Raw genomic sequence first — 24,860 nt, 5'->3', positions numbered from 1 at the left:
CCGGGCTTGCCCACGATGGCGGTGTATCAGCTGATTGATATGCAAACTGACACACCGCCATCGCAGGCAAGCCAGCTCCCACATGTTCAGATCTCCAGCAAGGCCGCGAACTCCCGCTCCAGCTCTGCCTGATCGCCGAGGTTCAACTCGATTATCCGCCGCAGGTGGCTGATGGAGTCGAGGTCGATGTGCTCGCACACAAAACCGAGCTGCCCATGATCGTCATGGGTCAGCCGCACCTGCATCTTCACGTCGGTCGCGGCGTCCAGATGAATGTCCACGTCGAACGACTCATAGCGATGGCCTTGCCAGTCCTGCGGCCGTTGCACCAGCAAGCCCTTGAGCGACAAATCTACCAATTGCACCGACCAGACATGGCCGTCTTGCGTGAGCTCGGTCCTGGCATCGAAGGCGATGCGTCGGAAACGGCGTCGGTCTGAAGGCTGTTCGCTCATGGTGAAACCCTCTGTGGATAAACGAATTGTAGCCGTGCGCCATCATCGGGCAGTTTTTTCTGCTTTTTTCGCCCCGGCAAGGCTCTAGACCAACGTAGGGGGGTGGCCTTTGAGGCCAGTAGCGCTAAACTCGGGATGGCTGTCTTTCTGTCCACCCTGGCTGGAATATAAAAATGAAAAATAATAATAGCCTGCTACGCCATCTACCCTGGCTGCTGCTGGCAATCGTAGGAGCGTGCGCCCTGGGCGTAGTGGCCTTGCGCCGCGGCGAGGCGATCAACGCCTTGTGGATTGTGGTCGCAGCAGTGGCCATTTATCTGGTTGCTTACCGTTACTACAGTCTGTTCATCGCTAACCATGTGATGCAGCTCGATCCATTGCGGGCGACCCCCGCTGTGCTCAACAACGACGGTCTGGACTATGTGCCGACCAACAAACACATCCTTTTCGGTCACCACTTTGCGGCAATCGCTGGCGCAGGGCCTTTGGTCGGCCCGGTCCTGGCCGCGCAGATGGGGTACCTGCCCGGCACCTTGTGGCTGATCGCCGGCGTGGTGCTGGCGGGGGCGGTGCAGGACTTCATGGTCCTGTTCCTGTCCACCCGTCGCAACGGCCGTTCCCTGGGGGATATGGTCCGCGAAGAAATGGGCCGCGTGCCCGGGACCATTGCGCTGTTTGGCTGCTTCCTGATCATGATCATCATCCTCGCGGTGCTGGCGCTGATCGTGGTCAAGGCCCTGGCCGAAAGCCCGTGGGGCATCTTCACGGTGATGGCAACCATCCCGATCGCGATGTTCATGGGCATCTACATGCGCTACATCCGCCCGGGCCGCATCGGCGAGATCTCGATTGTCGGCGTGCTGTTGCTGCTGGGCTCGATCTGGCTGGGCGGGCAGATTGCCGCGGACCCGGTGTGGGCCAAGGCCTTCAGCTTTACCGGGATCCAGATCACCTGGATGTTGGTGGGTTATGGCTTTGTGGCCGCCGTGTTACCGGTGTGGCTGATCCTTGCGCCACGTGACTACCTGTCTACTTTCCTGAAAATCGGCACCATCATCGCGTTGGCAATTGGCATCCTGGTGACCATGCCCGACCTGAAAATGCCGGCGCTGACCCAATTCATCGATGGCACTGGCCCGGTGTGGAAGGGCGGCCTGTTCCCGTTCCTGTTCATCACCATCGCCTGTGGCGCGGTCTCGGGTTTCCACGCACTGATCTCCTCGGGCACCACGCCCAAGTTGCTGGCCAATGAAGGGCACGCCCGTTACATCGGCTACGGCGGCATGTTGATGGAGTCGTTCGTGGCCATCATGGCGATGGTTGCCGCTTCGGTGATCGAGCCAGGCGTGTACTTCGCCATGAACAGCCCGGCCGCCATTGTCGGTGCTGACGTGGTGACCGTTGCGCAAACCGTCAGCAGCTGGGGTTTTGCAATTACCCCGGAAGCGTTGCAGGCGGTGGCCCATGACATAGGTGAGTCCACCATCCTGGCCCGTGCCGGCGGTGCGCCGACCCTGGCGGTCGGTATCGCGCAGATCCTGCACAGTGTCCTGCCGGGTGAAAACACCATGGCGTTCTGGTACCACTTTGCGATCCTGTTCGAAGCGCTGTTCATCCTGACGGCAGTCGACGCCGGTACCCGTGCCGGTCGCTTCATGCTTCAGGATCTGCTCGGCTCCTTTGTGCCGGCGCTCAAGCGTACCGAGTCCTGGACCGCCAACCTGATTGCCACCGCAGGTTGTGTGGCGATGTGGGGTTACCTGCTGTACCAAGGCGTGATCGACCCACTGGGCGGCATCAACACCTTGTGGCCGCTGTTCGGTATCTCCAACCAGATGCTGGCCGGTATCGCGCTGATGCTCGCCACGGTTGTGCTGATCAAAATGAAACGCCAGCGCTATATCTGGGTGACCATGCTGCCGGCTGTCTGGCTGCTGATCTGCACCGTGACCGCAGGCTTCATCAAGCTGTTCGACGCCAATCCGGCGATCGGCTTCCTGTCCCTGGCCAAGAAGTACAGCGATGCCCTGGCCGCCGGCCAGATCCTCGCACCGGCCAAGAGCATCGACCAGATGCAACACGTGATCTGGAACGCCTACACCAACGCAACGCTGACGGCGCTGTTCCTGTTCGTGGTCTTCAGCATCCTGTTCTATGCGCTCAAGGTCGGCATCGCCGCCTGGGGTAAAAAGGAACGTACGGATAAAGAAGCGCCATTCCAGGCCATCCCGGACGCTTGATAGAGGATTGCAATCATGTTCAATGACATCAGTCGCCTCGGTAAATACCTCGGTCAGGCCGCACGCCTGATGGTCGGCATGCCCGACTACGACACTTACGTCGAGCATATGCAAACCAAACACCCGGACAAGCCGATGATGGACTACAAGGCGTTCTTCCGTGAACGCCAGGAAGCCCGTTACGGCGGCAAGGGTGGGCCCAAATGCTGCTAGCCCGGTAAGTACGGGTTGCGGTGATCCCTTGTGGGAGCGGGCTTGCTCGCGAAGGCGGTCTTTCAGTGATGCCTGTGCTGACTGACACGCCGCCTTCGCGAGCAAGCCCGCTCCCACATTTGTTTTGTGTACCTTCAGTTATAAGGAGAACTGTCTTTGTCCTCTCCCATTCCCGTCACCGTCCTCAGCGGCTTCCTCGGCGCCGGCAAGACCACCTTGTTGCGCCACCTGCTCAAGGCTGAACACGGCTTGAAAATCGCCGTGATCGAAAACGAATTCAGCGACGCCGGTATCGACACCCAACTGCTGGGCACCGAGCCGGTGCAAGTCATGACCCTGTCCAATGGCTGCGTGTGCTGCACCATCCACACCGACCTGACCAAAGCCCTGTACCTGCTGCTGGAGCGCCTGGACAGTGGTGAAATCGCCTTCGACCGCCTGGTGATCGAATGCACCGGCCTGGCTGACCCGGCCCCGGTGGCCCAGACCTTTTTCATAGATGAAGAACTGCGCGAGCGCTATATCCTCGACGGCATCATCACGTTGGTGGACGCGGCCCACGCCGAGCACCACCTGACCCAGACCATCGCCCAGGCGCAGATCGGTTTCGCCGACCGCCTGCTGGTGAGCAAGCGCGACCTGGTGGACGACGCCACCTTTGACGCCCTCAGCGAGCGCCTGACCCGTATCAACCGCCGCGCACCGATTCGCGTGGTGGAACACGGCAAGATCGACCTCGCCGAACTGCTGGATGTGCGCGGCTTCAACCTCAATGCCGGCATGAGCCTGCGCCCGGTGAGCCAGGCGCCGTCCATCGACCGGATTTCCAGCCTGGTGCTGCGCACCGACCAGCCACTGGATATCGACAAACTCAGCGAGTTCATGAACGAACTGCTGGAAGACCACGGCAAGCAACTGCTGCGCTACAAGGGCGTGCTGAACATTGCCGGGGAAGACCGGCGCATGGTGTTCCAGGGCGTGCTGAAGCTCTACGGGTTCGATTGGGACACCGAATGGGCCGAAGGCGAGACGCGGGAAAGTGTGATTGTGTTTATTGCCGATGAATTGCCGGAAGCGAAGATTCGCGAAGGCTTTGCGCGGGTTTACCAATCCTGACTTGAAACGCAGTCAAAATGTGGGAGCGGGCTTGCTCGCGAAAGCGGTGTGTCAGTCAGCACATGCATCAACTGACACACCGCTTTCGCGAGCAAGCCCGCTCCCACATTTGATGTCATTTCAAATTGAGAAAGCAGAGTTTTCAGGCATGAACAAGCCCGGCTCAAAGGCCGGGCTTTTCATTCAAGCAACTGCAATCAAGCGCCGTATACCGGCAGCTTCTTGCAGATGGCCTTGACCTTCTCACGAACAGCATCAATCACTGCTTCGTTGTTCAGGTCAGCCAGGATGTCGCAGATCCAGCCAGCCAGTTCCTTGCACTCTGCTTCCTTGAAGCCACGAGTGGTCACAGCCGGGGTGCCGAAGCGCAGGCCGGAGGTGACGAACGGCGAACGTGGGTCGTTCGGTACCGAGTTCTTGTTCACGGTGATGAAGGCTTTGCCCAGCGCGGCGTCAGCGTCTTTACCGGAGATGTCTTGCTTGATCAGCGAGAGCAGGAACAGGTGGTTCTCAGTACCGCCGGATACCACGTCAAAACCGCGCTCGATGAACACGCCGGCCATGGCCTTGGCGTTTTTCACCACTTGCTGCTGGTAGGTCTTGAACTCAGGCTGCAACGCTTCCTTGAAGCAGATCGCTTTAGCGGCGATCACGTGCTCCAGCGGGCCGCCCTGGCCACCTGGGAATACGGCGGAGTTCAGCTTCTTCTCGATCTCGGCGTTGGCGCGAGCCAGGATCAGGCCGCCACGTGGACCGCGCAGGGTCTTGTGGGTGGTGGTGGTCACCACGTCAGCGAACGGAACCGGGTTCGGGTACACGCCAGCGGCAACCAGGCCAGCAACGTGGGCCATGTCGACGAACAGGTAGGCACCGACCTTGTCGGCGATTTCGCGGAAGCGTGGGAAATCCAGGATCTGCGAGTAGGCAGAGAAACCGGCCACGATCATTTTCGGCTTGTGCTCAACCGCCAGGCGCTCGACTTCGTCGTAGTCGATCAGGCCGTTGCCGTCGATGCCGTACTGAACGGCGTTGTACAGCTTGCCGGAGGAGGAAACGCTGGCGCCGTGGGTCAGGTGACCGCCGTGGGCCAGGCTCATGCCCAGGATGGTGTCGCCTGCTTGCAGCAGGGCCAGGTACACGGCGCTGTTGGCTTGGGAGCCGGCGTGCGGCTGGACGTTGGCGTAATCGGCGCCGAACAGTTCCTTGGCGCGGTCGATGGCCAGCTGCTCAACGATGTCGACGAACTCGCAACCACCGTAGTAGCGCTTGCCCGGGTAGCCTTCGGCGTACTTGTTGGTCAGAACCGAACCTTGAGCCTCCATCACGGCGGGGCTGGTGTAGTTTTCCGAAGCGATCAGCTCAATGTGCTCTTCCTGGCGCTGAGCTTCTTGCTCCATGGCGGCAAAGAGATCGGCGTCGTACTTGGCAATAGTCAAATCACGGCTGAACATGGCGGTCCTCAAGGATCGGGGGCAGAAAAGAAGCGCATTCTAACCCAATGGGTTTTAGATGGCATATGAAAGGACATCATGTCGCGGACAAGCGGGGCTCATCTGGGGATGGGTGGTGTTTGTGCGGCCCCCTTCGCGAGCAAGCCCGCTCCCACATTCAATCGGGTTCCTTCAGGGGGAATGCGGTCGAGTGTGGGAGCGGGCTTGCTCGCGAAGAGGCCATCAGCATCACAGCAGGATTTCAGTCGAACATGAACAGCGCATCATTGCTGAACTGCGCCTCAAACCGGCTCGCCGGCATCGGTCGCCCAAACAGGTAGCCCTGCACCTCATCGCAACCATGCTCCCGCAGGAAGTCCAGCTGCTCATGGGTTTCCACACCCTCGGCGATCACCGCCAGGTTCAGGCTGTGGGCCATGGCAATAATTGCCCGGGCAATCTGCGCATCCTGCTCACCCGACGGCAGGCCATCGACAAAGGTGCGGTCGATCTTCAGCACGTCGATGGGGAATTGCTTGAGGTAGTTCAGCGATGAATAACCGGTGCCGAAGTCGTCTACCGCAATGCTCAGGCCGAGGTTTTTCAGGCTGGCGAGGATCTGCATCGCCTCGTTGACCTCGCGCATCAGGATACTTTCGGTCAGTTCCAGCTCCAGGCACGCCGGCGGCAGGCCCGTGTCCTTGAGGATGGTGGCGATGCGCTCACCCAGTTGCCCGTCGGAGAACTGCCGGGCCGAGATGTTCACCGAGACCTTGGGCACCCGCACCTTGTTCTGGTGCCAGGTCTTGAGTTGGCGGCAGGCTTCGCTGATTACCCAGTCGCCCACGTCCACCACCAGCCCCAACTCCTCCAGCACCGGGATAAAGTCCCCCGGCGGCACCAGCCCGCGACGGGGATGGCGCCAGCGCAGCAGGGCTTCGGCGCCCGTCAGGCGTTTGCCGTCGCCGCTGAACTGCGGCTGGTAATACAGCACGAATTCATTCTGTTCCAGAGCGTGGCGCAGGTCGCTTTCCAGCTCCAGACGTTCCAGGGCGCTGGCGTTCATGTCGGCCTGGTAGAACTGGAAGTTGTTCTTGCCGCGCTCCTTGGCGTGGTACATCGCGGTGTCGGCGTTCTTCATCAACTGGCTGAGTTCGTTGCCGTCCTGCGGGCTCAGGGCGATGCCAATACTGGCAGTGACGAAGAATTCACGGCCTTCCAGTACGAATGGCTTCACCAGGCTGGCGAGAATCTGCTCGGCCACATGAATCGCGCGGTTCAGCGCCATCTCACGGTTGACCCGCGGTTGCAGCAGCAACGTGAATTCGTCGCCACCCATGCGCGCCACGGTGTCGTCTTCGGCCACGCAGCCCAGCAGGCGGGTGGCCATTTCCTTGAGCATGCGGTCGCCGGCGGCGTGGCCCAGGGAGTCGTTGATCGGCTTGAAACGGTCGAGGTCGAGGAACATCAGCACCACCCACGACTTCTGCCGTTCCGCCGACTGCAACGCGGTGTGCAGGCGGTCCTGGAACAGCGTGCGGTTGGGCAGGTGGGTCAGGGCGTCGTAGTAGGCCAGGCGGTGGATCCGCTGTTCGCTGGCCTTGCGCTCGCTGATGTCACTGAAGAAGCACACGTAGCTGGCCAGGTCGCCTTCGTCATCGAAGACGGCGGTAATCCCGACCCAGGCCGGGTAATGCTCGCCGTTGCGGCGCTTGAGCCACACTTCGCCTTCCCAGGTGCTGTGCTGGTGCAATTGCTTGAGCACGTAGCGCAGGTGAGCTTCCTGCTGTTCGTCGACGGTGAGCATGTTCGGCAACTGGTCGAGCACGTCCGCCACCGCATAACCGCTGACCCGGCTGAACGCCTCGTTGGCCTGCACGATATAGCCGGCCGGGTCGGTGATCAGGATCGCCGAAGTCGAGTGTTCGAATACCGTGGCCGCCATGCGCAGGTCTTTTTCCGCGCGGCGTTGCTGGCTGATATCGCGACCCACGCCGAGGATGCCTTCGAACGCGCCGTGCTCGTCCCACACCAGCACCAGGCGCAGTTCGATGGGAACCTTGCGCCCGTCGGCCCGCAGGCAGTCGAACAGGAACAGCTGGGTCTGCACGTCGTTGCGCAAGGCCGCGAGGGATTCGGGTTGGTCCAGGGCGCGGCTGACTTGCTCTACCAGGCTGTAGATGCCCGTGAGTTGCTGCGGGTTGGCGATGGTCGATTGCCAGCCGTTTTCGAAGATCCAGTCCACGTCGTAGCCCAGCACCGCGTTCACCGAAGGGCTGACGTAGTTGAGGGCCAGCTTGCTGTCGGTGGAGAAGATGACGTCGCTGATGCTTTCGGCCAGCATGCGGTAGCGCTGTTCGCTGTCGCGCAGGGATTCGCTGGCCTCGATCTGGTCGGTGATGTCCTTGGCCACACCGATGATGCGGGTGACCTGGTCGGTCTTGTCCCGGGCCAGGGCCTGTTCGCGGATATCAAAGCGCCGCCATTGGTTGTTGCGGTGACGAAAGCGCAACTGGCACTGCAGTTGGCTCAGGTAGCCGGCCTGGCGCTGTTGCAGGCGCAGGTCGTGGTAACGCTCGGCGTCTTCGGGGTGCAGCAGGATTTCCCAGAAGTACTCGCCCATCTGCTGCAACTCGGGCTTGTTGTAGCCCAGGGTGTGGCCCAGATGGTGGTTGCTGAAAATCATCCGCTGGCTGATTACATCCTGCACATACAGGTGATCGGGCACGGTGCGCACCACGTCCGACCAGAAACCCTCGCGCTCCACCAGCGACAGCTCGATCAGCTTGCGGCTGGTGATGTCGCTGATGCTCAGGATCACCGCCTTGAAGTCGTCCTGTTGCTCCGGCAGGCGCATCACCAGCCACAGGTATTGGTCGTTGCCTTCAACGTCGCTGAGCTGGATTTCCAGTTCGAGCTGTTTTTGTTGGGTCAGTACCGCGTCGATCACCTGGTTACCGATGGCGGTCGGGCTCGACGGGCAAGCGTCGATCAGGCGCTCCCAGGCTTGTTCGCAAGAGGCGACATTCAGCAGGCGCACCGCCACCTGATTGACCTCGGTGATGCGCAGCTCCTTGAGCAGTTGCTGGCGTTGCTCCGGGTTGTCTTGCAACCACTGTTGCAGTTGCTCGCAGGTTTGCAAGTGGGTCTTGTCGAAGAACGCGCGCAGGCCCGACAGGTCGAGCACGCACAGGGCCACGCCGGTGCCTTCGAAAATATCCTGATAGCGTCGGCGCCCCTCGTGCACCTGGCGCTGGCGGCGGCGCATGTTCAACAGCACGATGACCGGGATCAGCGAGAAGGCCAGGCCCAGCAGGCATTTGCCGATAAACGCTGGCAGCAGTTGTTCCAGCACGGCGGCGCGGTCGAACAGGCCACGCAGTTGCCAGTCGCTTTTGCTCAGGGGCGTGACCAGCACACTTTTGTTCAGTTCGTCCGGGGTCAGTGCCGAGGCCCATTGGGCCGGCATGCCGCTGTCACGGCTGACCACGCGGTGGTTGAGGCGGTTTTCGATGACCCACATCGGGCGCTGGCCCTGGCTGTCCTGGCGGGTCAGGTTGGCCAGGTAATTGGGGGCCAGGCGCAAGGCCCAGTACATCTTGGTGCCGCCGCTGGGCTGGTGCAGCAGCAGGTAGATGACGGTGCCGTCGTTGTTGTTGCTCAGGTAGTAGGACTGGGCGTGGCTGCGTTTGACCAGCTCTTCGAGCCAGGCGCTGTCCTGGCTGTCGCCGGCGCTGTCACTGATCATCGCGCCGCTGGGGGCGAGCAGGGCGACGCTGCGCAACTCCGGCAGGGAGCGTTGCAGGGTGCGCATCAGGATTTGTTGCTGTTCGGTGTCCCGCGGCGGCTCGACGATCGGCAGCAGGTTCAGTGCGATCTGCGCACTGAGGGCCATGTTCAGGCTGATTTGTTCGGCCAGGTCGGCGCTGTAGTCGATGGTGTATTGCTGCTGGTTTTTCTGGTTTTGCTGCAGTTGGTCCAGCAGTTGCCAGAACAATAACGCGAGCAGCAGTAGGACCAGCGTCGCCAATGCGCCCTTCAGGGTTCCGTGCAGGGGCGCTCCCGGCGCTATATGAGCGGCGCGCAGGGGAGTTGGCGGCGTTACGTTGGACAAACTGTGATCCTGCGGTTTGGCTGGACTGGCGCGCGACGTGCACTATAAGCCGGACGCCCGGAGGGCGGCTAGCATGCCTTGTGTTGTGGCAAAGTGCCAGCCCCGCTTGGCGGGACTACAGGGCCGCGCCGGTATTGATCAGGGAGTCTGCCAACCGGGAAAGGATCGCCACCGCGAAGCAGCCGATAACCACAGAGGCCGTGCGGTTGATATTCAGCGGCGTCAGCCAGGCATGCCCGCTGCGTCTGATGCGTGCGCCGAAGAGCACCCAGGTGCAGCCGACCGGGATCACCACCGCGCTGAATTGCGCGACAAAATGCAGGTACAGCGTGATATCCGCAAACGTCTGTACCGGCACGATGAACGAGACCACCAGTAAACCCTTGGGGTTGATCAGGGTGAGCAAAAAGAAATGCAGCCGCGAGACCCGCGCCTCGGGAAGAGGATTGCGCGGGTTGTCGGGGTGACGCCAGAGTCGGTAGGAGGTCTTGATCAGATACGCCACCGACGCCAGTTGCACCCATTTCAGGCACCAGGGCGCACTGTCGCCGATATGGCTGAGCAGGTAGCCCCAGAAGGAAATCTGCAGCAGGTAGGCCAGGCACTCCAGCAGGCTCAGGGGCCAGGCACGCCGGAAGCCGCTGAGCACTCCGGAGCGCAGCAATAGCGTATTGGTCGGCCCCGGCATCAATAGCAGCAACCCAAGTGCAGACATGACGTTGAGCATGATGGTTGTCTCCTGAAACCGCTGCTGGGCGGTCAATCCACCAGGTAGATTTCGACGCGTTCTTTGTGCGCGCCAATGTTGTTGCGCTTGAGGCGAATACGCCCGACCTCGCCTGTGGTGCGCAGGTGTGTGCCGCCACAGGGCACCTCTGAAAACCCCTCGATGTACCAGCAACGGCGCAAGCGCTCGGCGTCGGTAAAGCGACTTTCAATCGGCAGGTCGGCAGCCACTAGTTGCTCGACATCCTGCAGGATCTCGGGGAAGTACTGGCTGATATTGCCCGTCAGCGCAAAGTCGATCCGCGCCTTGCTCTGGCCGATGTGCGCGCCGATCTTTTCCAGGGTCGGGAATTTCTTGTAAAACAACTCCAGGACAATTTCGGCGGCGAAATGCAGGCGCATCAGGGCATACCTCCGGGGCCAGTCGATCTCCACGCTGACCAGGTCACCCACGGCAAAGTCCGGCTCCTCGGCCAGGCGGTAGATGATGCGTTCATCGACAACCGTGGCCTGGCTGACGTCGATCCGGTTGATGCGGCCCTGATCCGACTCCTGGCCGCCGGATTCGGCGAAGAAAATCGTCGGGCTGATCACCACGTCGCGCCCCTCGATGCTCAGCACGCGAGCGTCCAGGGACGAGAGATAAGGGGTGTTCCAGAATGCACGTTCCATAACGCTTAGCTGCCTTGTTCATTGAGGGCGGTTAAAAGGGGCGAATACAAACGTTGAAAATCGCTGCTGAAGAAAAAATGCCCGCCGGGCACGCACTCGCTATGGAAGCCGGCACTGGTGTAGCGCTGCCATTCGTCCAGGCGTAGGGGGTCGAGCAACGGGTCGTCCCGGCCATTGAGAATGTGCAGAGGCACCGGCAGCGGGCGGATAAAGTGATAGGTGAGTTGCGCGTTGAGCGCCAGGTCGGCCTTGAGCTTGCCCAGGGCGTGGCGGGCGAAACTGCATGAAGCATCCGTCGGCAGCGGCAACGGGCTCTCTGAACACACGTGCTGCCACAGTTGATGGTCGTCCATTGCCCCCAGCAGCGGCGAGTAGCCGGCATGGGGCGGCATGCGCCCGGACAGGATCAACTGCGTCGGCAACGGTCGGTCGCGTTCGGCCAGCGCGTGGGCGACGTCCAGTGCCAGCCCGGCGCCGAAACTGTGGCCGTAGAACGCATAAGGTACGCTCACGCCTTGCAGTTCATCGACAATGGCCTCAATCAGCATTGCGATCTGCGTGGCTGATGCTTCCTGGCCGCGTTCCTCGCGCCCGGGCAGCTTGACGGCCCACGCCGCGATACCGATATCGCCCAAGCGGCTCAAGTCATTGAACGCCGAGGCACCCCCACCTCCATAGGGAAAGCACAGCAGCAAGCGGTCGGCGTTTGCTAGGGCACCGGGCAGCGGTGCAAGCCAGCGCTGTTGCGCCAAAAGGGCAGCGACCATGGCGGCTCCTTAACCGGTGATCTCGAACAGGCCCACCGCCGGGTGGAACATGTGCGAGGTGGTCAGCGAACGATGTTCCGCGGTAGCCGGGTACGGAATGGCCATGGGCGTGGTCACCGTGACGCCGCCGAGGCTCGCCAGGGACGCTTGGGTGGCCTGCATGTCGCCAACCCTGAAGGCCACGTGGTAAACGCATGCTTCCACACTCACCAGCAACCGGCTGACGACGCTGTCGGGGCGAAAGGGTTCGACCACTTCCACGATTTCCCCCGCCGGTGAACGCAGCTTGGTGATCAGCACCCCAAACGTATCGATCGGTTGTTTATGGAACAGCACCTCGAACCCCAGGGCCGTGAAGAACGCCGAAGTTTTCTCCGTGGACCGGGTGGCATACGCGATGTGGTCAATGGCCAGGTAAGAGGGCTGTTCCATGGTCAATCCTCAGTTCGTGGCCAGGGGCTTGAGATCCAGCCCGCTGAGGCTCTTGGCTGCCACCCGGTTCTTGTGGTCGGTGGCGGTACCGGCCACTTGCACCACGCCGAACCGGTCCAGGCGATACTCGCCACCAAACTCCTTCACGTAATCGGTATCGGGGTAAACCTTGACCCGTCCGGGTACGTAGCGGGCCACATAACCCAGGCGGGTCTTGTCGGTTGTTGAGTTGGGCAGCGAGCAGTGCATGAGCATCGAGCGGAAGATCACGAATTGGCCGGCCTTCATCACAATCGGCACCGCCGCCGCCTCATCCGGCTGCCACGACTTGTCCTTTTGCAGGGTGCTGTAGTCGTAGCCGTTGAACCCGCGTGCGTACTGGCCCTTGATCAGGTCCTTGTTGGCCACCGGGTCGAAGGTCATGCCGATGGATTCGTCGTAGTTCATTTGCTTGTGGGTGCCGGGGATAAACAGCATGCAGCCGTTTTCCTGGGTGGCATCGGTGAAGCCGGTCCATACATTGATGGCGCCGCCGAACGACTCGTCCTCGGGCCATACCAGTTGCGGCTCGCCGGAAGCGTGGCCGAAGGTGTCTGCCTGGTGCCAGTCGGTGCCTTCGTTGCCCGGGTATTTGGGGATGAACTCGCTGCGCCAGCAGATCACGTCCGGGCCGAGGATGCTGCGCAGGCGGTGCACGATTTCCTTCCGAAACACATGGCGGGTCAGCAAGTCCACATCCAGGTGGCGGTCGTAGTTGGTGATCGCCACATCCAGCGGTGCGTCGTAGGGCGCGTGGGTGCGGTTGAACAGTTGCGCGCGGACGGTTTTGTGCATCTGTTTCATCTCTTCAGGCTCATAGAGCGTGAAGGGACCGATAAACCCATCCCGGTCGAATTGCTGAAGTTCCTGTTCCGTCAACGAAAAGTCAGTGATGTCCATGTCGGCTCCTAAGAGAAGTTACTGAGGTTTTCATGCGTTGCGTAGTACTGCACCCACTCTTGCAAGGTGTTCAGCCTGGCGACTTCGTCGAACGGGGTTCTTCTGCCAAGGGTCTGGTTGATTCGGCTATGGGCCATGACCACACTCAAGGACGAGGCGCCATAGGCGTAAATGGAGTTTTCCAGCTGCAGGTCGCGGGTGCCGAGGATGCCGGACCAGGCCTCGAGCACTGCTGAACCGGCCTGCCGGGGTGACGCCGCCGGTGCTGTCTCCAGCGTTTGCAAGCGGCGCTTGTCGACCTTGCCGTTGGCCGTCAGCGGAAGTTCCGGCAAGTGGTGGATCCGGGTCGGCACCATGTAGTGGGGCAGTTGGCTGCCCAGCAGGCTCATCAGCTTGCCTTCATCGGTATTGGGCCAGCCATGCTGGAACACGATGAAGGCATGCAGGCTGTTTTCCAGTGCATTCATGGCGCGCGTCAGCACCACGGCCTGGGCGATGCCGGGCAGTTGGGTCAGGGCGTGTTCGACCTCGGCGATTTCTACCCGGTAGCCTCTGATTTTCACCTGTTCGTCGATGCGGCCCTGGTAAAAAAGCAATCCGTGCGGGCCTTCGGTCACGTAGTCGCCGGTGCGGTAATAGGTACCCTCCGGCAGTTGCAGAAAACGGGTCTCAGTCAACGTCTCGTCGAGGTAACCCAGGGCCAGGTTGGCGCCCGCGAGCAGCAGTTCGCCGGGCGTGCCGGGGTCGACTTCTTGCAGTTGGGCATCGACGATTTTGCCGTGTACCTGGTTGAGCAATTGCCCGATGGGCAGCACGTCCCGCTCGGCGTCCTGGGGTTTGTTCAGGCTGTACCAAGTGGAGAACACCGTGTTCTCGGTCGGGCCATAGCCATTCACCAAGGTAATGCCGGGGTTGGTCACCAGCAGGGCGCGGGCATGCACCGGCTTGAGTACTTCGCCGCCAACGTAGAGCACACGCACCGAGTCGAGCATCGACAGCCGGTGCTGCGCCACCAGGTGGAACAGGGAGGTCGTCAGCAACAGCACATCGCAGCGGGCCGCGAGCACGCATTGAGCGAGGCTGTCGATATTGAACGCACCGGGTTGCAGGGTGACGCGGGCGCCGGTCAGCAGCGGCACCCAGACTTCAAACAAGGCGGCGTCGAAGCCGATGGACGAATGATGCACATAGCTGCGGGCCTTGCCCTGGACCTGGCGCTGCACGTTGTCCACCAGGTTCAGCAGGCCGCCATGGCTGATGCGCACGCCCTTGGGAACTCCTGTGGTGCCGGAGGTGAACATCACAGTGATCACCGACGTGTCAGCCAAACGCCGCTGGATGGGCGGGCGCAAGGGCGGCCCTTCGGCGCTCAGGGTGCCGCTGGTATCCAGGCGAAAGCAGGTCAGCCGTGGGTCAAGGCGCATGTCTGCCGGCTGGCCGAGCAGCAGCAAATGGCTGCAGCCCAATTGTTCCAGCACGGCGATCAGGCGTTTGCCTGGCGTGCCCGGTTCGATGCAGACGTAGGCAATGCCCAGTTTGCAGCAGGCCAGTACTGTCACCAGATAGGCCATGCACCGGCTGGCCATCAGCGGCACGTAAGGGTGATCGGCCAAACCTTGGCGCGTCAGTTCTTCGCAACGTTCCAGCACCAGCGTGTGGAGCTGTTGATAGGTGACCGAGTGTCCCTCGTCGACCACGGCAACTGCGTTGGGCGTTTGCGTGCAGATCGACTGGAACCGGCGGTAGGCTTTGGTGGGCAGCGGGTTGTGGGCATTCATTGAACGGCCCTCTGCTGGTGATGGGTCAGAAAACGGGTCATGGCCTGGTACAACTGTTTGTGGCCGTCGACAAAGTCGTGGTGCTGGCCGTCGGGGTCCTCCACCAATTCACTGTGGGGCAGCCATTTGGCGATGTACCGGGAAGACGCGGTGTCGGTATAGCGGTCCTGGCTGCCGCACCACACCAGCGTGGGCGCCTGTACGGCCTGTGCCGTCCTGGCCACTTCCAGGCTTGCCAGGCTGTTGAGGAACGTCAGGTATTGGCGGAACGCGGGCAATTCCCGCAGGGGGCGCACCTGCTGGTAGCGATAGTCGCTGGGGGTATAGGCGCTGTTGGCGTGCAACAGGCTCACGGCCTCGTACACCTGGGCGCAATTGCCCTGGGGAATCGACTGCATCATGCGTTCCACGTCGCGCTCGTACTGGCTTTTGCTGACCTCGTCATTCTTGAGAAAGTACGCGCCATTGAGCAGCAGCAAGGTGCTACAAGCGCCCAGACTGGCGGCCAGCAACGCCAGGGGCGCCGAGGAGCAATAGCCCACCAGCGCGTCCACATGCACGGCCTTGGGCAGCGCTGCATAGAACTGGCGAATAAAGTCGGCGACGCCTTCGTCGGGCGCCAGGTCGGCTGCCGCGGCGTATGCCAGCAAGGCGTCGCTTTCGAGGATGATCAGGTTGAAGCGGCTGATCAGAAACAGCGCTGCGTTCTTCATGTAGAAGCACTGGGTGCCCACCGGCGACAGCAACAACAGGGTTGCCCGTGCGGGGTCGAACGGCAGGCTCTGGACACAGATCACCTTGCCAGCACGTTCCAGATTCAGGGTCAGTGTGAACAGGCTGTGCATGGCAACCCTCTCAGGCCGTGTGTGCTGTGTGGGTGCCTTGCAACTGCGCAAGAACCGTTTGTTTGCAGGGCATGCGGAAAAACTGCTCCATGTTGATGTTGGCGCCGAACGCCTCGTTGACCTGGCCGATCAACTGGATCGCTGTGAGGGAGTTGGCCCCCAGGTCGAAGATGTCCTCATGGTCGCCCACCGGGCGCTGGAAGATGGCTTCGAAGATCTTGTCGAGTTTTGCTGAGCTCATGGTCTACCTGCCTTGTTGTCATTAAGGGGGCCGGTTGCCCGGCCCGACGGTAAGGTTCACGCCGCGACGCGGTCGCCCTCGGCCTGCAGCAGGGTGGCATCAAGCAAGTCCCACAGGGCTTCGAGGTTGTTGAGGAAGTCATCGGCGCCCTGCACGATCGCCGCGCTGTTGTCGGGGTTGAGCACCGAGCCCACGGCCTCGATAGCGTTTTGTTCGTGCTGGCATTCGGCACCGGTTTCGCCGTAGTGCTCCACCAGGTAATGCATCGCCGGTTCGTCGAAACTGGCGCGGTACAGACCACTATCGATCAGGCAGGCCTTTTCGCCGGGAATCAGTTGCCGGTTGGAAATGATCTCCAGAGCCAAGGCCGTACCGAGGCTTTTGTACACGTCCTGGGCGGCCGTGGACTTGCGCGCTTCGAAGGTCTGGATGGCTTTTTTGGTCTGGGGCATCAGGCCAGTGCTGAAGTCATACCCGGGCAGTTGGCCGAGCAGTTCGTCGGAGCAGCGCTTGAGCATGGACTCGATGTGGATCTGGTCGGTCAGGTCGTCGAAAACCGGCTTGCCGGGCACCGAGCGGTTGATGATATGCCCGGCCATCATGGCCAGTTCCGGGCCGTGGTTTTCCTCGCTGTCGACGATCTCCTGGAGCAGGTGGCTTTCCGTGGACAGGCCGATCTGCTTCAAGCCCTGGGGCAGTTTCCAGCCGGGGCGGGTGGCGTCGCAAAAACTGCGGATATGGTGGAAGAGGGCGCCGATGGCCTCGGTGCCGGGGTTGACCCGCGCCCAGTTCTGGAAAATGGGATGGCTGTAGCAACGATGGGTTTTGACACGGTCCACAAGGTTTTCTATACGCATGATCGATCTCCCGATGAGTGGTTACTGCATAGGATTTCTTACTGCTTGAGGTTGGGTGTTGCTCTAGTGACCGACGATCAGGCGACTGCCGGAAAGGCCGGGTTTGCTGATGGTCACGTCGCTGAACCCGGCTTTTTCAAGGAGTGCGCGCCAGCCGTCTTCCGTCGGGAATTTGCGGTCCATGAAGTGGGTGTGCAAAAACGTGAATGCCAGCGAGTAGGCGTTGTTTTCCCAGGGCGCGTCATCGGGGATGGCGTCGGCTATCACCAGCTTGGCCTGGGGCGAGGCGGCCTTGATGGCGGCCAGCAGGCGCGGCAGGACTTGGCTCTGGGTGGGGTTGAGGTCGTGGAACACGAAGCCTGCGTGAATGACATCGACATCCTTGAGCAGGCTCGGGTCGGTGATCAGGCTTTCCACCGGTGCGTGGATCACTTGAATCCGCTGGCTCAGGCCTTTGCCCTCGATAATTTCCCGGGCCTTCTCGCAGGCGCTGGCGCTCAGGTCGATGCCAATGGCGGTGGCGTGGGGCAGTTGCTCCAGCAGGCGGATCAATAACCCGCAGGTACCGGAGCCGAAGTCGATGATCTTCTTGGGGGTGGCCTTCAGGATTTCCTTTTCGGCATGGGGATAAAAGTCGGTTGCCCCCATCCACTTGGACGTCCTGGCCACGTGTTCGCCGTTGCGCACGTAGGTATCGATCGAACCGGGCAAGTCGTTGGCGAACTGCACCGGGTGTTCGATCAGCGGTGCACAGGACTGTAGGGCCCAGAGCAGGTAGCCGCAGTTATTGACCGCCACCGGCAGCTCGGCAGTGCCGGTGTAGTGGCCAGCGCGCTCGGTCGCCAGCCCCAGCTTGCACAGCGCCTTGAGGTAAGACTCGACGAAATGCTGTTTGGCGCCGCTGATACGCACCACTTGCCCGGCCTCGAACGGCTCGCCCTGCATCAGCAGTTCGACGACCCCCAGGCGTGCGCCCATCTCCAGGAAAATCGACTTGCCTGCCAGGTTTTGCGCAGAGTCGATGGCTGTTGCTGACATGACCTGGGTCATGATCCACCTCCGTGTGTGATGAGCGTGCGCTCAGGTTTTTCGGTCGAAAAAGTTTTCCAGTGCAATGGCTGCCTTAATCAAATGTTTGCGCACCAACGCTTCGGCGCGATCAAGGTCCTGGTGGGTTGCAGCCTCAACCATCGCCAGGTGTTCATCTTGTGACATGTGCTCGCGTCCCATGGCCGACAGATGAAAGCGCAGGTATCGATCCTCCACCGACAGCTGTTTCTCCACCAGTTGCAACAACTTCGCATGGGGCGTCTTGCCGTACAGGCACATGTGAAAACGTTTGTTCAGTACACCCAGTTGGTCCATTTCCGTTTCGTCATGCATTTGCTGGATCAAATCCCGAGCCAGCTGCAGATCGTCACGGGTCAAAAAAGGAATCGAATACCGAATGGCGGCCGGTTCCAGTGCCAGGCGGATGGCGTAGTTATCGAGGCCATCGGCTTTGGAAATCTGCGTCACGATCGCGCCCTTATAGGGTACGAAGTCCACCAGTGCTTGCGCTTCCAGCTTCTTCAGGGCCTCGCGAACCGGCATCCGGCTGACGTTGAAGGTTTGCGCCAGCTCTTCCTGGCGCAAGACCTCCCCTGGAGGAAGACGGCCCTCCAGAATGGCCTGTTTTAACACCTGTTCAATCTGCTCGCTGGCAGTCCTGTGTTGAATCTCTCCGAGGTCGCTGAGCAGTTTGCTTTTCAAATCCACTTCTCACTACTATTGGACAACATATCCAATATCCAATGGATATTGGTTGTAGCACCGAGTTTTTTGGATTGCAAGATTGGCCCTTTTCTTTCGTCGCAAATCCGACGAGCGAGGTGGCGGCATGAGTGCTTTGAGTAAGACCGGCGTCGCAGGAGGCCAGGTGCCCGGCGAGTTGTGGAGCCTGGTCAGCACGGGCACGAGTGCCGCGCTGATCGGCTTTATCAGTACATTCTTTATCGTTTTGCAGGGTTTCTATAACGTGGGCGCCACCCCCTCCCAGGCGGTGAGTGCCTTGGCGATGTTGTGCCTGTTCCAGGGCGTGATGGGGATAGGGTTCTCCCTGTCCACTAGAAAACCCTATGCCTTTGCCTGGTCGACGCCGGGGTCGGCCATTTTGCTCAGTTATAACCAGCCGCTGGGCGGGTTCGATGAAGCCGTAGGGGCTTTTTGCATGTCGGGGGCGTTGATGCTGGCCCTGGCCGTGGTGCCACGTATTGCCCGCTACATCGAGAAAATACCCGCCAGCCTGTCGTCGGCGATGCTGGCGGGGGTCTTGCTGTCACTGGCCAAATCCTTTGTGCCAGCGTTTGAGACCTACCCGCTGATCGTCGGGTTGGTAACCGGCATCTGGTTGCTGCTGTTTATCTACAAGCCGTTGGTCGCCTTGCCGGTGGCTCTCGGTGTGCTGTTCGCCTATTTCCTGTTCCAGCCGGCGCTGCAACCGATGGCTGCGGCGCCGGCCCACGGTGTGGAATTTGTCGCACCGGTATTTACCCTCTCATCCTTTATCAACCTGTCGATCCCGTTGTTCGTGGTCACTTTGTTTTCGCAAAACATCCCGGGTTATCTGATTTTGCGCAACAACGGCTACGCCACTCATTTTCCCGGCACCTTATTCGTCACCGGGCTGGCCACCTCATGTGCGTCGTTGTTCGGTTGCCACAACCTCAACCTGGCGGCGCTGACCGCAGCCATGTGCGCCGGCCCGCTGGCGTCACGTGACAAATCCCTGCGCTACGTGGCCAGTTGCGTCGCGGGGGTGAGCTACCTGGTAATGGCGTGGTTTGCGGTCGGCCTGGTGAGCCTGCTGTCGGTGATTCCGTCGCAGGTCATCCTCGCGCTGGCGGCGTTGGCCCTGTTCAGCACCCTGGCGGATGCGTTGCGGGACTCGCTCAAGGCCGACCTGTATTACCCGGCCGTGGCGACGCTGATGATTACCGTGTATTTCCCGAACTTCTTCCACGTGTCGTCATCATTCTGGGGATTGTTGCTGGGCACCCTGTTTTATCTGGTCTACAGCAAGAAAAAGCTGAGGTGAAAGCACCTGTCAATCTGCCCGCCGCGCCTCAGTTAGGTTAACCTTGAGGATTACGAATGCTATGTACAGCGCCATGACGCTACGTAGGCCTGTTCTCACATTTCCACGAGGTCCACATTTTGGCTCAATACGTCTTCACCATGCATCGGCTGGGAAAAGTTGTTCCGCCGAAGCGGGAAATCCTGAAAAACATTTCTCTGTCGTTCTTCCCGGGCGCCAAGATCGGCGTGCTCGGCCTCAACGGTTCGGGTAAATCCACCCTGTTGAAAATCATGGCCGGCGTCGACACCGAGTTCGACGGCGAAGCCCGCCCGATGCCCGACCTGAACATCGGCTACCTGCCACAAGAGCCGATCCTGGACCCGACCAAGACCGTGCGTGAAGTGGTCGAGGAAGCGGTCAGCGTGATCAAGAACGCCCAGGCCCGCCTGGACGAGGTCTACGCGGCCTACGCTGAAGAAGATGCCGACTTCGACAAACTGGCGGCAGAACAGGCCAAGCTCGAAGCCATCCTGCAAGCCGCCGACGGTCACAACCTGGACCGCCAGCTGGAAGTCGCCGCCGACGCGCTGCGCCTGCCGGCGTGGGACGCCAAGGTTGAACACCTGTCCGGTGGTGAGAAGCGTCGTGTGGCCCTGTGCCGCCTGCTGCTGTCGGCCCCCGACATGCTGCTGCTCGACGAACCCACCAACCACCTGGACGCCGATTCCGTCGCCTGGCTGGAGCACTTCCTCCACGATTTCCCGGGTACCGTGGTTGCGATCACGCACGACCGGTACTTCCTGGACAACGTTGCCGGCTGGATCCTCGAGCTCGACCGTGGTGCCGGTATCCCTTATGAGGGCAACTACTCCGGTTGGCTGGAAGCCAAGTCCGACCGTCTGGCCGCCGAATCCAAGCAACAGTCGGCCCATGAAAAGGCCATGAAAGACGAGCTGGAATGGGTGCGTAAAGGCGCCAAGGCACGTCAGTCGAAATCCAAGGCCCGTCTGGCGCGTTTCGAAGAAATGCAGTCCCAGGAATTCCAGAAGCGTTCCGAGACCAACGAGATCTACATTCCGGCCGGTCCGCGCCTGGGTGACAAGGTCATCGAGTTCAAGAACGTCTGCAAGGGCTACGGCGATCGCGTGTTGATCGACAACCTGTCGTTCTCCATGCCTAAAGGCGCCATCGTTGGCGTGATCGGCGGTAACGGTGCGGGTAAATCCACCCTGTTCCGCATGCTGATGGGCAAGGAACAACCGGACTCGGGCACCATCGAAGTCGGCGAAACCGTGCAACTGGCCTGTGTGGACCAGAGCCGCGAAGACCTCGACGGCAGCAAGACGGTGTTCCAGCAGATTTCCGACGGTTCCGATCAGATCCGTATCGGCAACTACGAAATCCCGTCGCGCACCTATGTGGGCCGCTTCAACTTCAAGGGCGGCGACCAGCAGAAGTTCGTCAAGGACCTGTCCGGTGGTGAGCGCGGTCGCTTGCACCTGGCCCTGACCTTGAAAGAAGGCGGCAACGTTCTGTTGCTCGACGAACCGTCAAACGACCTCGACGTCGAAACCCTGCGTTCCCTGGAAGAAGCCCTGCTGGACTTCCCGGGCGCCGCCATTGTGATCTCTCACGATCGGTGGTTCCTTGACCGCGTGGCCACGCACATCCTGGCGTACGAAGACGACTCGCAAGCGGTGTTCTTCGAAGGCAACTACACCGAATACGAAGCCGATCGCAAGAAACGCCTCGGCGAAGCTGCTGCCCAGCCGCATCGTGTACGGCACAAAAAACTGGCCTGATTCGGGTTGGTGGTTTGAAAAAGCGGAGCCTTCGGGTTCCGCTTTTTTTTGCGCATTTTCAGGTGGACCGAGGTGGATTCATTCGCGAGCAAGCCCGCTCCCACCTTTGAAATGCATTCCAAATGTGGGAGCGGCGGTGCGACGATTCGACTTGCTCGCGATAGCGGGTTAACTGTTGGTGCAAGGCCTGGATTGAAATCCTCATTAAGGTGCAAAAACCGCCTACATTTATATCCAATGCACCATTTAAATTCACAAAAGCGACATTTTGCCCTGTCGCGGTGCGACATGAATTGATAAAGTCCGGGACAAATCTCCTTTAACGACAATAAATTTGCCGAGACTTTTCATGATCGAATCCGTTGAATCCTTCCTTGCCCGCCTCAAGAAACGCGATCCCGACCAGCCGGAATTCCACCAGGCCGTGGAAGAAGTCCTGCGCAGCTTGTGGCCGTTTCTTGAAGCCAATCCCCGTTACCTGACCTCGGGCATCCTGGAGCGCATCTGCGAGCCGGAGCGTGCGATTGTGTTCCGGGTGTCGTGGGAAGATGACCAGGGCAAGGTACGGGTCAACCGCGGGTTCCGGATCCAGATGAACAGCGCCATCGGCCCGTATAAGGGTGGCCTGCGCTTCCACCCCTCGGTAAACCTGGGCGTGCTGAAATTCCTCGCCTTCGAACAGACCTTCAAGAATTCCCTGACCTCACTGCCCATGGGCGGCGGCAAGGGCGGCTCGGACTTCGATCCCAAAGGCAAGAGCGACGCCGAGGTGATGCGCTTCTGCCAGGCGTTCATGAGCGAGCTGTATCGCCACATCGGTTCGGACGTGGACGTGCCCGCCGGTGATATCGGCGTGGGCGCCCGAGAGATCGGCTTCCTGTTCGGCCAGTACAAGCGCCTGAGCAACCAGTTCACCTCGGTGCTGACCGGCAAGGGCATGAGCTACGGCGGCAGCTTGATCCGCCCGGAAGCCACCGGTTTTGGCTGCGTCTACTTCGCTGAAGAGATGCTCAAGCGCAACGGCCAGCGTGTCGAAGGCAAGCGCGTGGCGATCTCCGGTTCCGGCAACGTCGCCCAGTACGCGGCACGCAAGGTCATGGACCTGGGCGGCAAGGTGATTTCCCTGTCCGACTCCGAAGGCACCCTCTACTGCGAAAGCGGTTTGACCGAAGAGCAATGGTCGGCGCTGCTGGAGCTGAAAAACGTACAGCGCGGGCGCATCAGCGAACTGGCTGCACGTTTCGGCCTGGAATTCCGTGCCGGCAAAGCACCGTGGGAACTGGCCTGCGACATCGCACTGCCCTGCGCCACCCAGAATGAACTGGACGCCGAAGCGGCGCGCACCCTGTTGCGCAATGGCTGCGTGTGCGTGGCCGAAGGCGCCAACATGCCCACCACCCTGGAGGCTGTGGATATCTTTATCGACGCCGGCATCCTGTTCGCGCCGGGCAAGGCGTCCAATGCCGGCGGTGTGGCGGTGAGCGGGCTGGAGATGTCGCAGAACGCCATGCGCCTGCTGTGGACCGCTGGCGAAGTAGACAGCAAGCTGCACAACATCATGCAGTCGATCCACCATGCCTGCGTGCATTACGGCGAAGAAAACGGTCGGGTCAACTACGTGAAGGGCGCCAACATCGCAGGCTTCGTGAAAGTCGCGGACGCGATGCTCGCCCAAGGCGTCGTTTAAGCCTCGGGCTCGATGCGCAGGATCTCGATCAACTGATCACCGACGGGGCGCTTCCACAGCACCTCGTCACCTACCTGCGCGCCCAACAGCGCCCGACCTAAGGGCGAACCCCAGTTGATCAGGCCCACCGTGGCATCGGCCTGGTCTTCACCCACCAGTTGAATGCGCTGCTCCTCGTCCTGTTCATTGGCGAAAGTCACCCAACTGCCGATCATCACCTTCTCGGTGGACGTCGCTGGCGCCACCACCTGCGCGCTTTGCAGGCGCTGGTTGAAGTAGCGCAAATCCCGCTCAAGGTCGGCCTGGCGCTGTTTATCGGCCTGTTCGCCCTTGGCGGACTCTTCGCTGTGCTCGCTTTGTAACTGCGCCACCTTGGCCTGCAACTGCGCAAGCCCACGGGCAGTGAGGTGATTGGGCTGCTCGCTGACCTGGCGTTCCACTGGTTGGCTGGCCTGGGCAGCGGCGCTGTCTTCGTTGACGAAAGCTCGACTCATGGCGTTCTCCTGCTATGGAGTTTGGGCCATGGTTGCAGGGGTTAAGTTTCGCTGGATGTCTGAAAGCGACCTATTGCGAGCGATAGGCCCGTGCGGCGTCGCGGTCCTTTTCCTGCTGCCAGGCGCGCTCGCGGTCGTCCCAGTGGCGATTCTTGTAGTCGTTGAGGTCTTCGTTTTCGCGCATGGCCTTGCACTGGCGGAAGCCATCATCCCAGCCTTCGGCATAGATACGGTCTTTCAGGTAGCGGGGGACGTTCTTGCGGAATTCCCCTGTGATCACCCCGGCGGCCTGGCGGCCACTGCTGCAACCGTCGTCGTAGCCGTCGGCGAAGGCGGGTGGGTAACCCTTGGCCAGCAAATCTTCATGGGTTGATTGGCAACCCGATAGCAGGGCCATCAGGCCCAGCACTACTGCGTACCGCCACATCGCTTGCTCCCTGGCCGTTGAACGGCTTATGGGGGAAGTGTAGGAGTGGATTCGTTCGGGGTATGTGAAACGGATGTGAGAAATCTGTGTGACGCTGCTTCTTCGGGCGATCACGCGTCCCCTGTTCAGGGTATTGAGATATTCCAGAGAGGGTGAGGTGTCTGGTTTTGGGGCTGCTGCGCAGCCCAGCGGGAGCAAGCTCCCTCGCCACAAGGTTATTTTGTGTGGTTCAGTCTGGTGTCAGCGCGGCGTGCTCTGCGAGTTCTTGCTGGATGAACGCTGCAATCATCGCCCGATAGACGTGCTCTGTGACGTCCGGGTTTGCGCCTACGGTGTGAGAGAGATCGCGAACCTTGGCAATCACCTGCTCAACCCGCTGCGGGGCTTTCACGCCGTCACTGTCTTTTTTGAAGCGCGCAGCCTGGGAAACGAAGCCGCCCCGTTCGGCCAGCAGCGTAACGATCTGGTGATCAAGGCGGTCGATGTTTTCCCGGACTTGCTCGAGGCTGGTGCAATTAACGGCCATGTGGGTTGAAGCTCCTTTTAGTGATCGTTCCCACGCTCTGC

The 24,860-nt window shown here is 60.7% G+C and carries 23 protein-coding genes; 6 read left to right on the top strand and 17 right to left on the bottom strand.

Features of this window, described 5'->3' with window-relative positions:
• Positions 1 to 86: 86 nt before the first annotated feature.
• Positions 87 to 455, bottom strand: a complete 369-nt coding sequence (locus D109_RS0116410) for a PilZ domain-containing protein (protein ID WP_017477837.1) — start codon at positions 453 to 455, stop codon at positions 87 to 89.
• A gap of 173 nt (positions 456 to 628) precedes the next feature.
• On the opposite strand from D109_RS0116410, the gene D109_RS0116405 reads away from it, so the two are divergent.
• The 3 genes from D109_RS0116405 (at position 629) to yjiA (ending at position 4,024) form a co-directional block, all read left to right on the top strand.
• Positions 629 to 2,695, top strand: coding sequence for a carbon starvation CstA family protein (locus D109_RS0116405; RefSeq protein ID WP_017477836.1), 2,067 nt, complete (start codon positions 629 to 631; stop codon positions 2,693 to 2,695).
• 15 nt (positions 2,696 to 2,710) lie between these two features.
• A complete protein-coding gene (locus tag D109_RS0116400) occupies positions 2,711 to 2,908 on the top strand; it encodes a YbdD/YjiX family protein (protein WP_003176208.1) in 198 nt (65 codons plus the stop codon).
• A 156-nt stretch (positions 2,909 to 3,064) separates the two neighbouring features.
• Positions 3,065 to 4,024, top strand: coding sequence for a GTPase (gene yjiA / locus D109_RS0116395; RefSeq protein ID WP_017477835.1), 960 nt, complete (start codon positions 3,065 to 3,067; stop codon positions 4,022 to 4,024).
• A 197-nt stretch (positions 4,025 to 4,221) separates the two neighbouring features.
• On the opposite strand, the gene glyA is transcribed toward yjiA, so the two are convergent.
• The 13 genes from glyA to D109_RS0116330 form a co-directional block, all read right to left on the bottom strand.
• A complete protein-coding gene (gene glyA / locus D109_RS0116390) occupies positions 4,222 to 5,475 on the bottom strand; it encodes a serine hydroxymethyltransferase (protein WP_008432824.1) in 1,254 nt (417 codons plus the stop codon).
• A gap of 241 nt (positions 5,476 to 5,716) precedes the next feature.
• Positions 5,717 to 9,568: a bifunctional diguanylate cyclase/phosphodiesterase gene (locus tag D109_RS0116385; protein ID WP_026078016.1), complete on the bottom strand. Its 3,852-nt coding sequence runs from the start codon at positions 9,566 to 9,568 to the stop codon at positions 5,717 to 5,719.
• A gap of 115 nt (positions 9,569 to 9,683) precedes the next feature.
• Entirely contained in the window at positions 9,684 to 10,295 is a 612-nt protein-coding gene (locus D109_RS0116380) for a LysE family translocator (RefSeq protein WP_017477833.1), read from the bottom strand.
• Between the two features lie 32 nt (positions 10,296 to 10,327).
• On the bottom strand, positions 10,328 to 10,966 hold the full coding sequence (locus D109_RS0116375) for an alanyl-tRNA editing protein (protein WP_017477832.1): 639 nt from the start codon (positions 10,964 to 10,966) through the stop codon (positions 10,328 to 10,330).
• Between the two features lie 5 nt (positions 10,967 to 10,971).
• The gene (locus D109_RS0116370) at positions 10,972 to 11,733 is read right to left on the bottom strand and encodes a thioesterase II family protein (protein ID WP_017477831.1); all 762 of its coding nucleotides are present in this window, start codon (positions 11,731 to 11,733) and stop codon (positions 10,972 to 10,974) included.
• Positions 11,734 to 11,742: 9 nt separating this feature from the next.
• Positions 11,743 to 12,165, bottom strand: a complete 423-nt coding sequence (locus tag D109_RS0116365) for a VOC family protein (RefSeq protein WP_017477830.1) — start codon at positions 12,163 to 12,165, stop codon at positions 11,743 to 11,745.
• 9 nt (positions 12,166 to 12,174) lie between these two features.
• Positions 12,175 to 13,104 (bottom strand): chlorinating enzyme, encoded by a 930-nt coding sequence (locus tag D109_RS0116360; protein WP_017477829.1) that lies wholly within the window; start codon positions 13,102 to 13,104, stop codon positions 12,175 to 12,177.
• 8 nt (positions 13,105 to 13,112) lie between these two features.
• Positions 13,113 to 14,882, bottom strand: coding sequence for a non-ribosomal peptide synthetase (locus D109_RS0116355; RefSeq protein ID WP_017477828.1), 1,770 nt, complete (start codon positions 14,880 to 14,882; stop codon positions 13,113 to 13,115).
• A complete protein-coding gene (locus tag D109_RS0116350) occupies positions 14,879 to 15,727 on the bottom strand; it encodes an alpha/beta fold hydrolase (protein ID WP_017477827.1) in 849 nt (282 codons plus the stop codon). The genes D109_RS0116355 and D109_RS0116350 overlap by 4 nt, the downstream gene beginning before the upstream one ends.
• 10 nt (positions 15,728 to 15,737) lie before the next feature.
• Positions 15,738 to 15,968, bottom strand: a complete 231-nt coding sequence (locus D109_RS0116345; RefSeq protein WP_017477826.1) for an acyl carrier protein — start codon at positions 15,966 to 15,968, stop codon at positions 15,738 to 15,740.
• Positions 15,969 to 16,024: 56 nt separating this feature from the next.
• Positions 16,025 to 16,825, bottom strand: coding sequence for a hypothetical protein (locus D109_RS0116340; protein WP_017477825.1), 801 nt, complete (start codon positions 16,823 to 16,825; stop codon positions 16,025 to 16,027).
• A gap of 63 nt (positions 16,826 to 16,888) precedes the next feature.
• A complete protein-coding gene (locus D109_RS0116335; protein WP_017477824.1) occupies positions 16,889 to 17,875 on the bottom strand; it encodes a trans-aconitate 2-methyltransferase in 987 nt (328 codons plus the stop codon).
• A 30-nt stretch (positions 17,876 to 17,905) separates the two neighbouring features.
• Entirely contained in the window at positions 17,906 to 18,583 is a 678-nt protein-coding gene (locus tag D109_RS0116330; protein WP_371103572.1) for a GntR family transcriptional regulator, read from the bottom strand.
• Positions 18,584 to 18,704: 121 nt separating this feature from the next.
• On the opposite strand from D109_RS0116330, the gene D109_RS0116325 reads away from it, so the two are divergent.
• From D109_RS0116325 to gdhA, 3 genes are all read left to right on the top strand, one after another.
• The gene (locus D109_RS0116325) at positions 18,705 to 19,901 is read left to right on the top strand and encodes a benzoate/H(+) symporter BenE family transporter (RefSeq protein WP_050555071.1); all 1,197 of its coding nucleotides are present in this window, start codon (positions 18,705 to 18,707) and stop codon (positions 19,899 to 19,901) included.
• A 119-nt stretch (positions 19,902 to 20,020) separates the two neighbouring features.
• Positions 20,021 to 21,685: an energy-dependent translational throttle protein EttA gene (ettA, locus tag D109_RS0116320; protein ID WP_026078014.1), complete on the top strand. Its 1,665-nt coding sequence runs from the start codon at positions 20,021 to 20,023 to the stop codon at positions 21,683 to 21,685.
• Between the two features lie 349 nt (positions 21,686 to 22,034).
• A complete protein-coding gene (gene gdhA, locus D109_RS0116315) occupies positions 22,035 to 23,372 on the top strand; it encodes an NADP-specific glutamate dehydrogenase (protein WP_017477820.1) in 1,338 nt (445 codons plus the stop codon).
• Here the strand turns inward: gdhA and D109_RS0116310 are convergent.
• The 3 genes from D109_RS0116310 to D109_RS0116300 all read right to left on the bottom strand — a co-directional run bounded on the left by D109_RS0116310 (position 23,369) and on the right by D109_RS0116300 (position 24,819).
• Positions 23,369 to 23,866: a GreA/GreB family elongation factor gene (locus D109_RS0116310; protein ID WP_017477819.1), complete on the bottom strand. Its 498-nt coding sequence runs from the start codon at positions 23,864 to 23,866 to the stop codon at positions 23,369 to 23,371. The genes gdhA and D109_RS0116310 overlap by 4 nt on opposite strands.
• 70 nt (positions 23,867 to 23,936) lie before the next feature.
• The gene (locus D109_RS0116305) at positions 23,937 to 24,293 is read right to left on the bottom strand and encodes a hypothetical protein (protein WP_017477818.1); all 357 of its coding nucleotides are present in this window, start codon (positions 24,291 to 24,293) and stop codon (positions 23,937 to 23,939) included.
• 229 nt (positions 24,294 to 24,522) lie between these two features.
• A complete protein-coding gene (locus D109_RS0116300; protein ID WP_017477817.1) occupies positions 24,523 to 24,819 on the bottom strand; it encodes a chorismate mutase in 297 nt (98 codons plus the stop codon).
• Positions 24,820 to 24,860: the final 41 nt, after the last annotated feature.

It is taken from the genome of Pseudomonas sp. PAMC 26793 (assembly GCF_000313235.1).
Lineage (GTDB): Bacteria > Pseudomonadota > Gammaproteobacteria > Pseudomonadales > Pseudomonadaceae > Aquipseudomonas > Aquipseudomonas yamanorum.
This window is presented reverse-complemented; position numbering and strand designations above follow the sequence as displayed.

Bases quoted from the DNA above. Each gene is read 5' to 3' on its own strand.
- D109_RS0116340 (WP_017477825.1), bottom strand. From the start codon at position 16,825: ATGCGTATAGAAAACCTTGTGGACCGTGTCAAAACCCATCGTTGCTAC.
- D109_RS0116375 (WP_017477832.1), bottom strand. From the start codon at position 10,966: ATGGAACGTGCATTCTGGAACACCCCTTATCTCTCGTCCCTGGACGCT.
- D109_RS0116370 (WP_017477831.1), bottom strand. From the start codon at position 11,733: ATGGTCGCTGCCCTTTTGGCGCAACAGCGCTGGCTTGCACCGCTGCCC.
- D109_RS0116360 (WP_017477829.1), bottom strand. From the start codon at position 13,104: ATGGACATCACTGACTTTTCGTTGACGGAACAGGAACTTCAGCAATTC.
- D109_RS0116365 (WP_017477830.1), bottom strand. From the start codon at position 12,165: ATGGAACAGCCCTCTTACCTGGCCATTGACCACATCGCGTATGCCACC.
- D109_RS0116400 (WP_003176208.1), top strand. From the start codon at position 2,711: ATGTTCAATGACATCAGTCGCCTCGGTAAATACCTCGGTCAGGCCGCA.
- D109_RS0116355 (WP_017477828.1), bottom strand. From the start codon at position 14,882: ATGAATGCCCACAACCCGCTGCCCACCAAAGCCTACCGCCGGTTCCAG.
- D109_RS0116335 (WP_017477824.1), bottom strand. From the start codon at position 17,875: ATGACCCAGGTCATGTCAGCAACAGCCATCGACTCTGCGCAAAACCTG.
- D109_RS0116405 (WP_017477836.1), top strand. From the start codon at position 629: ATGAAAAATAATAATAGCCTGCTACGCCATCTACCCTGGCTGCTGCTG.
- D109_RS0116380 (WP_017477833.1), bottom strand. From the start codon at position 10,295: ATGCTCAACGTCATGTCTGCACTTGGGTTGCTGCTATTGATGCCGGGG.
- D109_RS0116310 (WP_017477819.1), bottom strand. From the start codon at position 23,866: ATGAGTCGAGCTTTCGTCAACGAAGACAGCGCCGCTGCCCAGGCCAGC.
- D109_RS0116410 (WP_017477837.1), bottom strand. From the start codon at position 455: ATGAGCGAACAGCCTTCAGACCGACGCCGTTTCCGACGCATCGCCTTC.
- D109_RS0116305 (WP_017477818.1), bottom strand. From the start codon at position 24,293: ATGTGGCGGTACGCAGTAGTGCTGGGCCTGATGGCCCTGCTATCGGGT.
- D109_RS0116325 (WP_050555071.1), top strand. From the start codon at position 18,705: ATGAGTGCTTTGAGTAAGACCGGCGTCGCAGGAGGCCAGGTGCCCGGC.
- glyA (WP_008432824.1), bottom strand. From the start codon at position 5,475: ATGTTCAGCCGTGATTTGACTATTGCCAAGTACGACGCCGATCTCTTT.
- gdhA (WP_017477820.1), top strand. From the start codon at position 22,035: ATGATCGAATCCGTTGAATCCTTCCTTGCCCGCCTCAAGAAACGCGAT.
- D109_RS0116350 (WP_017477827.1), bottom strand. From the start codon at position 15,727: ATGCACAGCCTGTTCACACTGACCCTGAATCTGGAACGTGCTGGCAAG.
- D109_RS0116300 (WP_017477817.1), bottom strand. From the start codon at position 24,819: ATGGCCGTTAATTGCACCAGCCTCGAGCAAGTCCGGGAAAACATCGAC.
- D109_RS0116345 (WP_017477826.1), bottom strand. From the start codon at position 15,968: ATGAGCTCAGCAAAACTCGACAAGATCTTCGAAGCCATCTTCCAGCGC.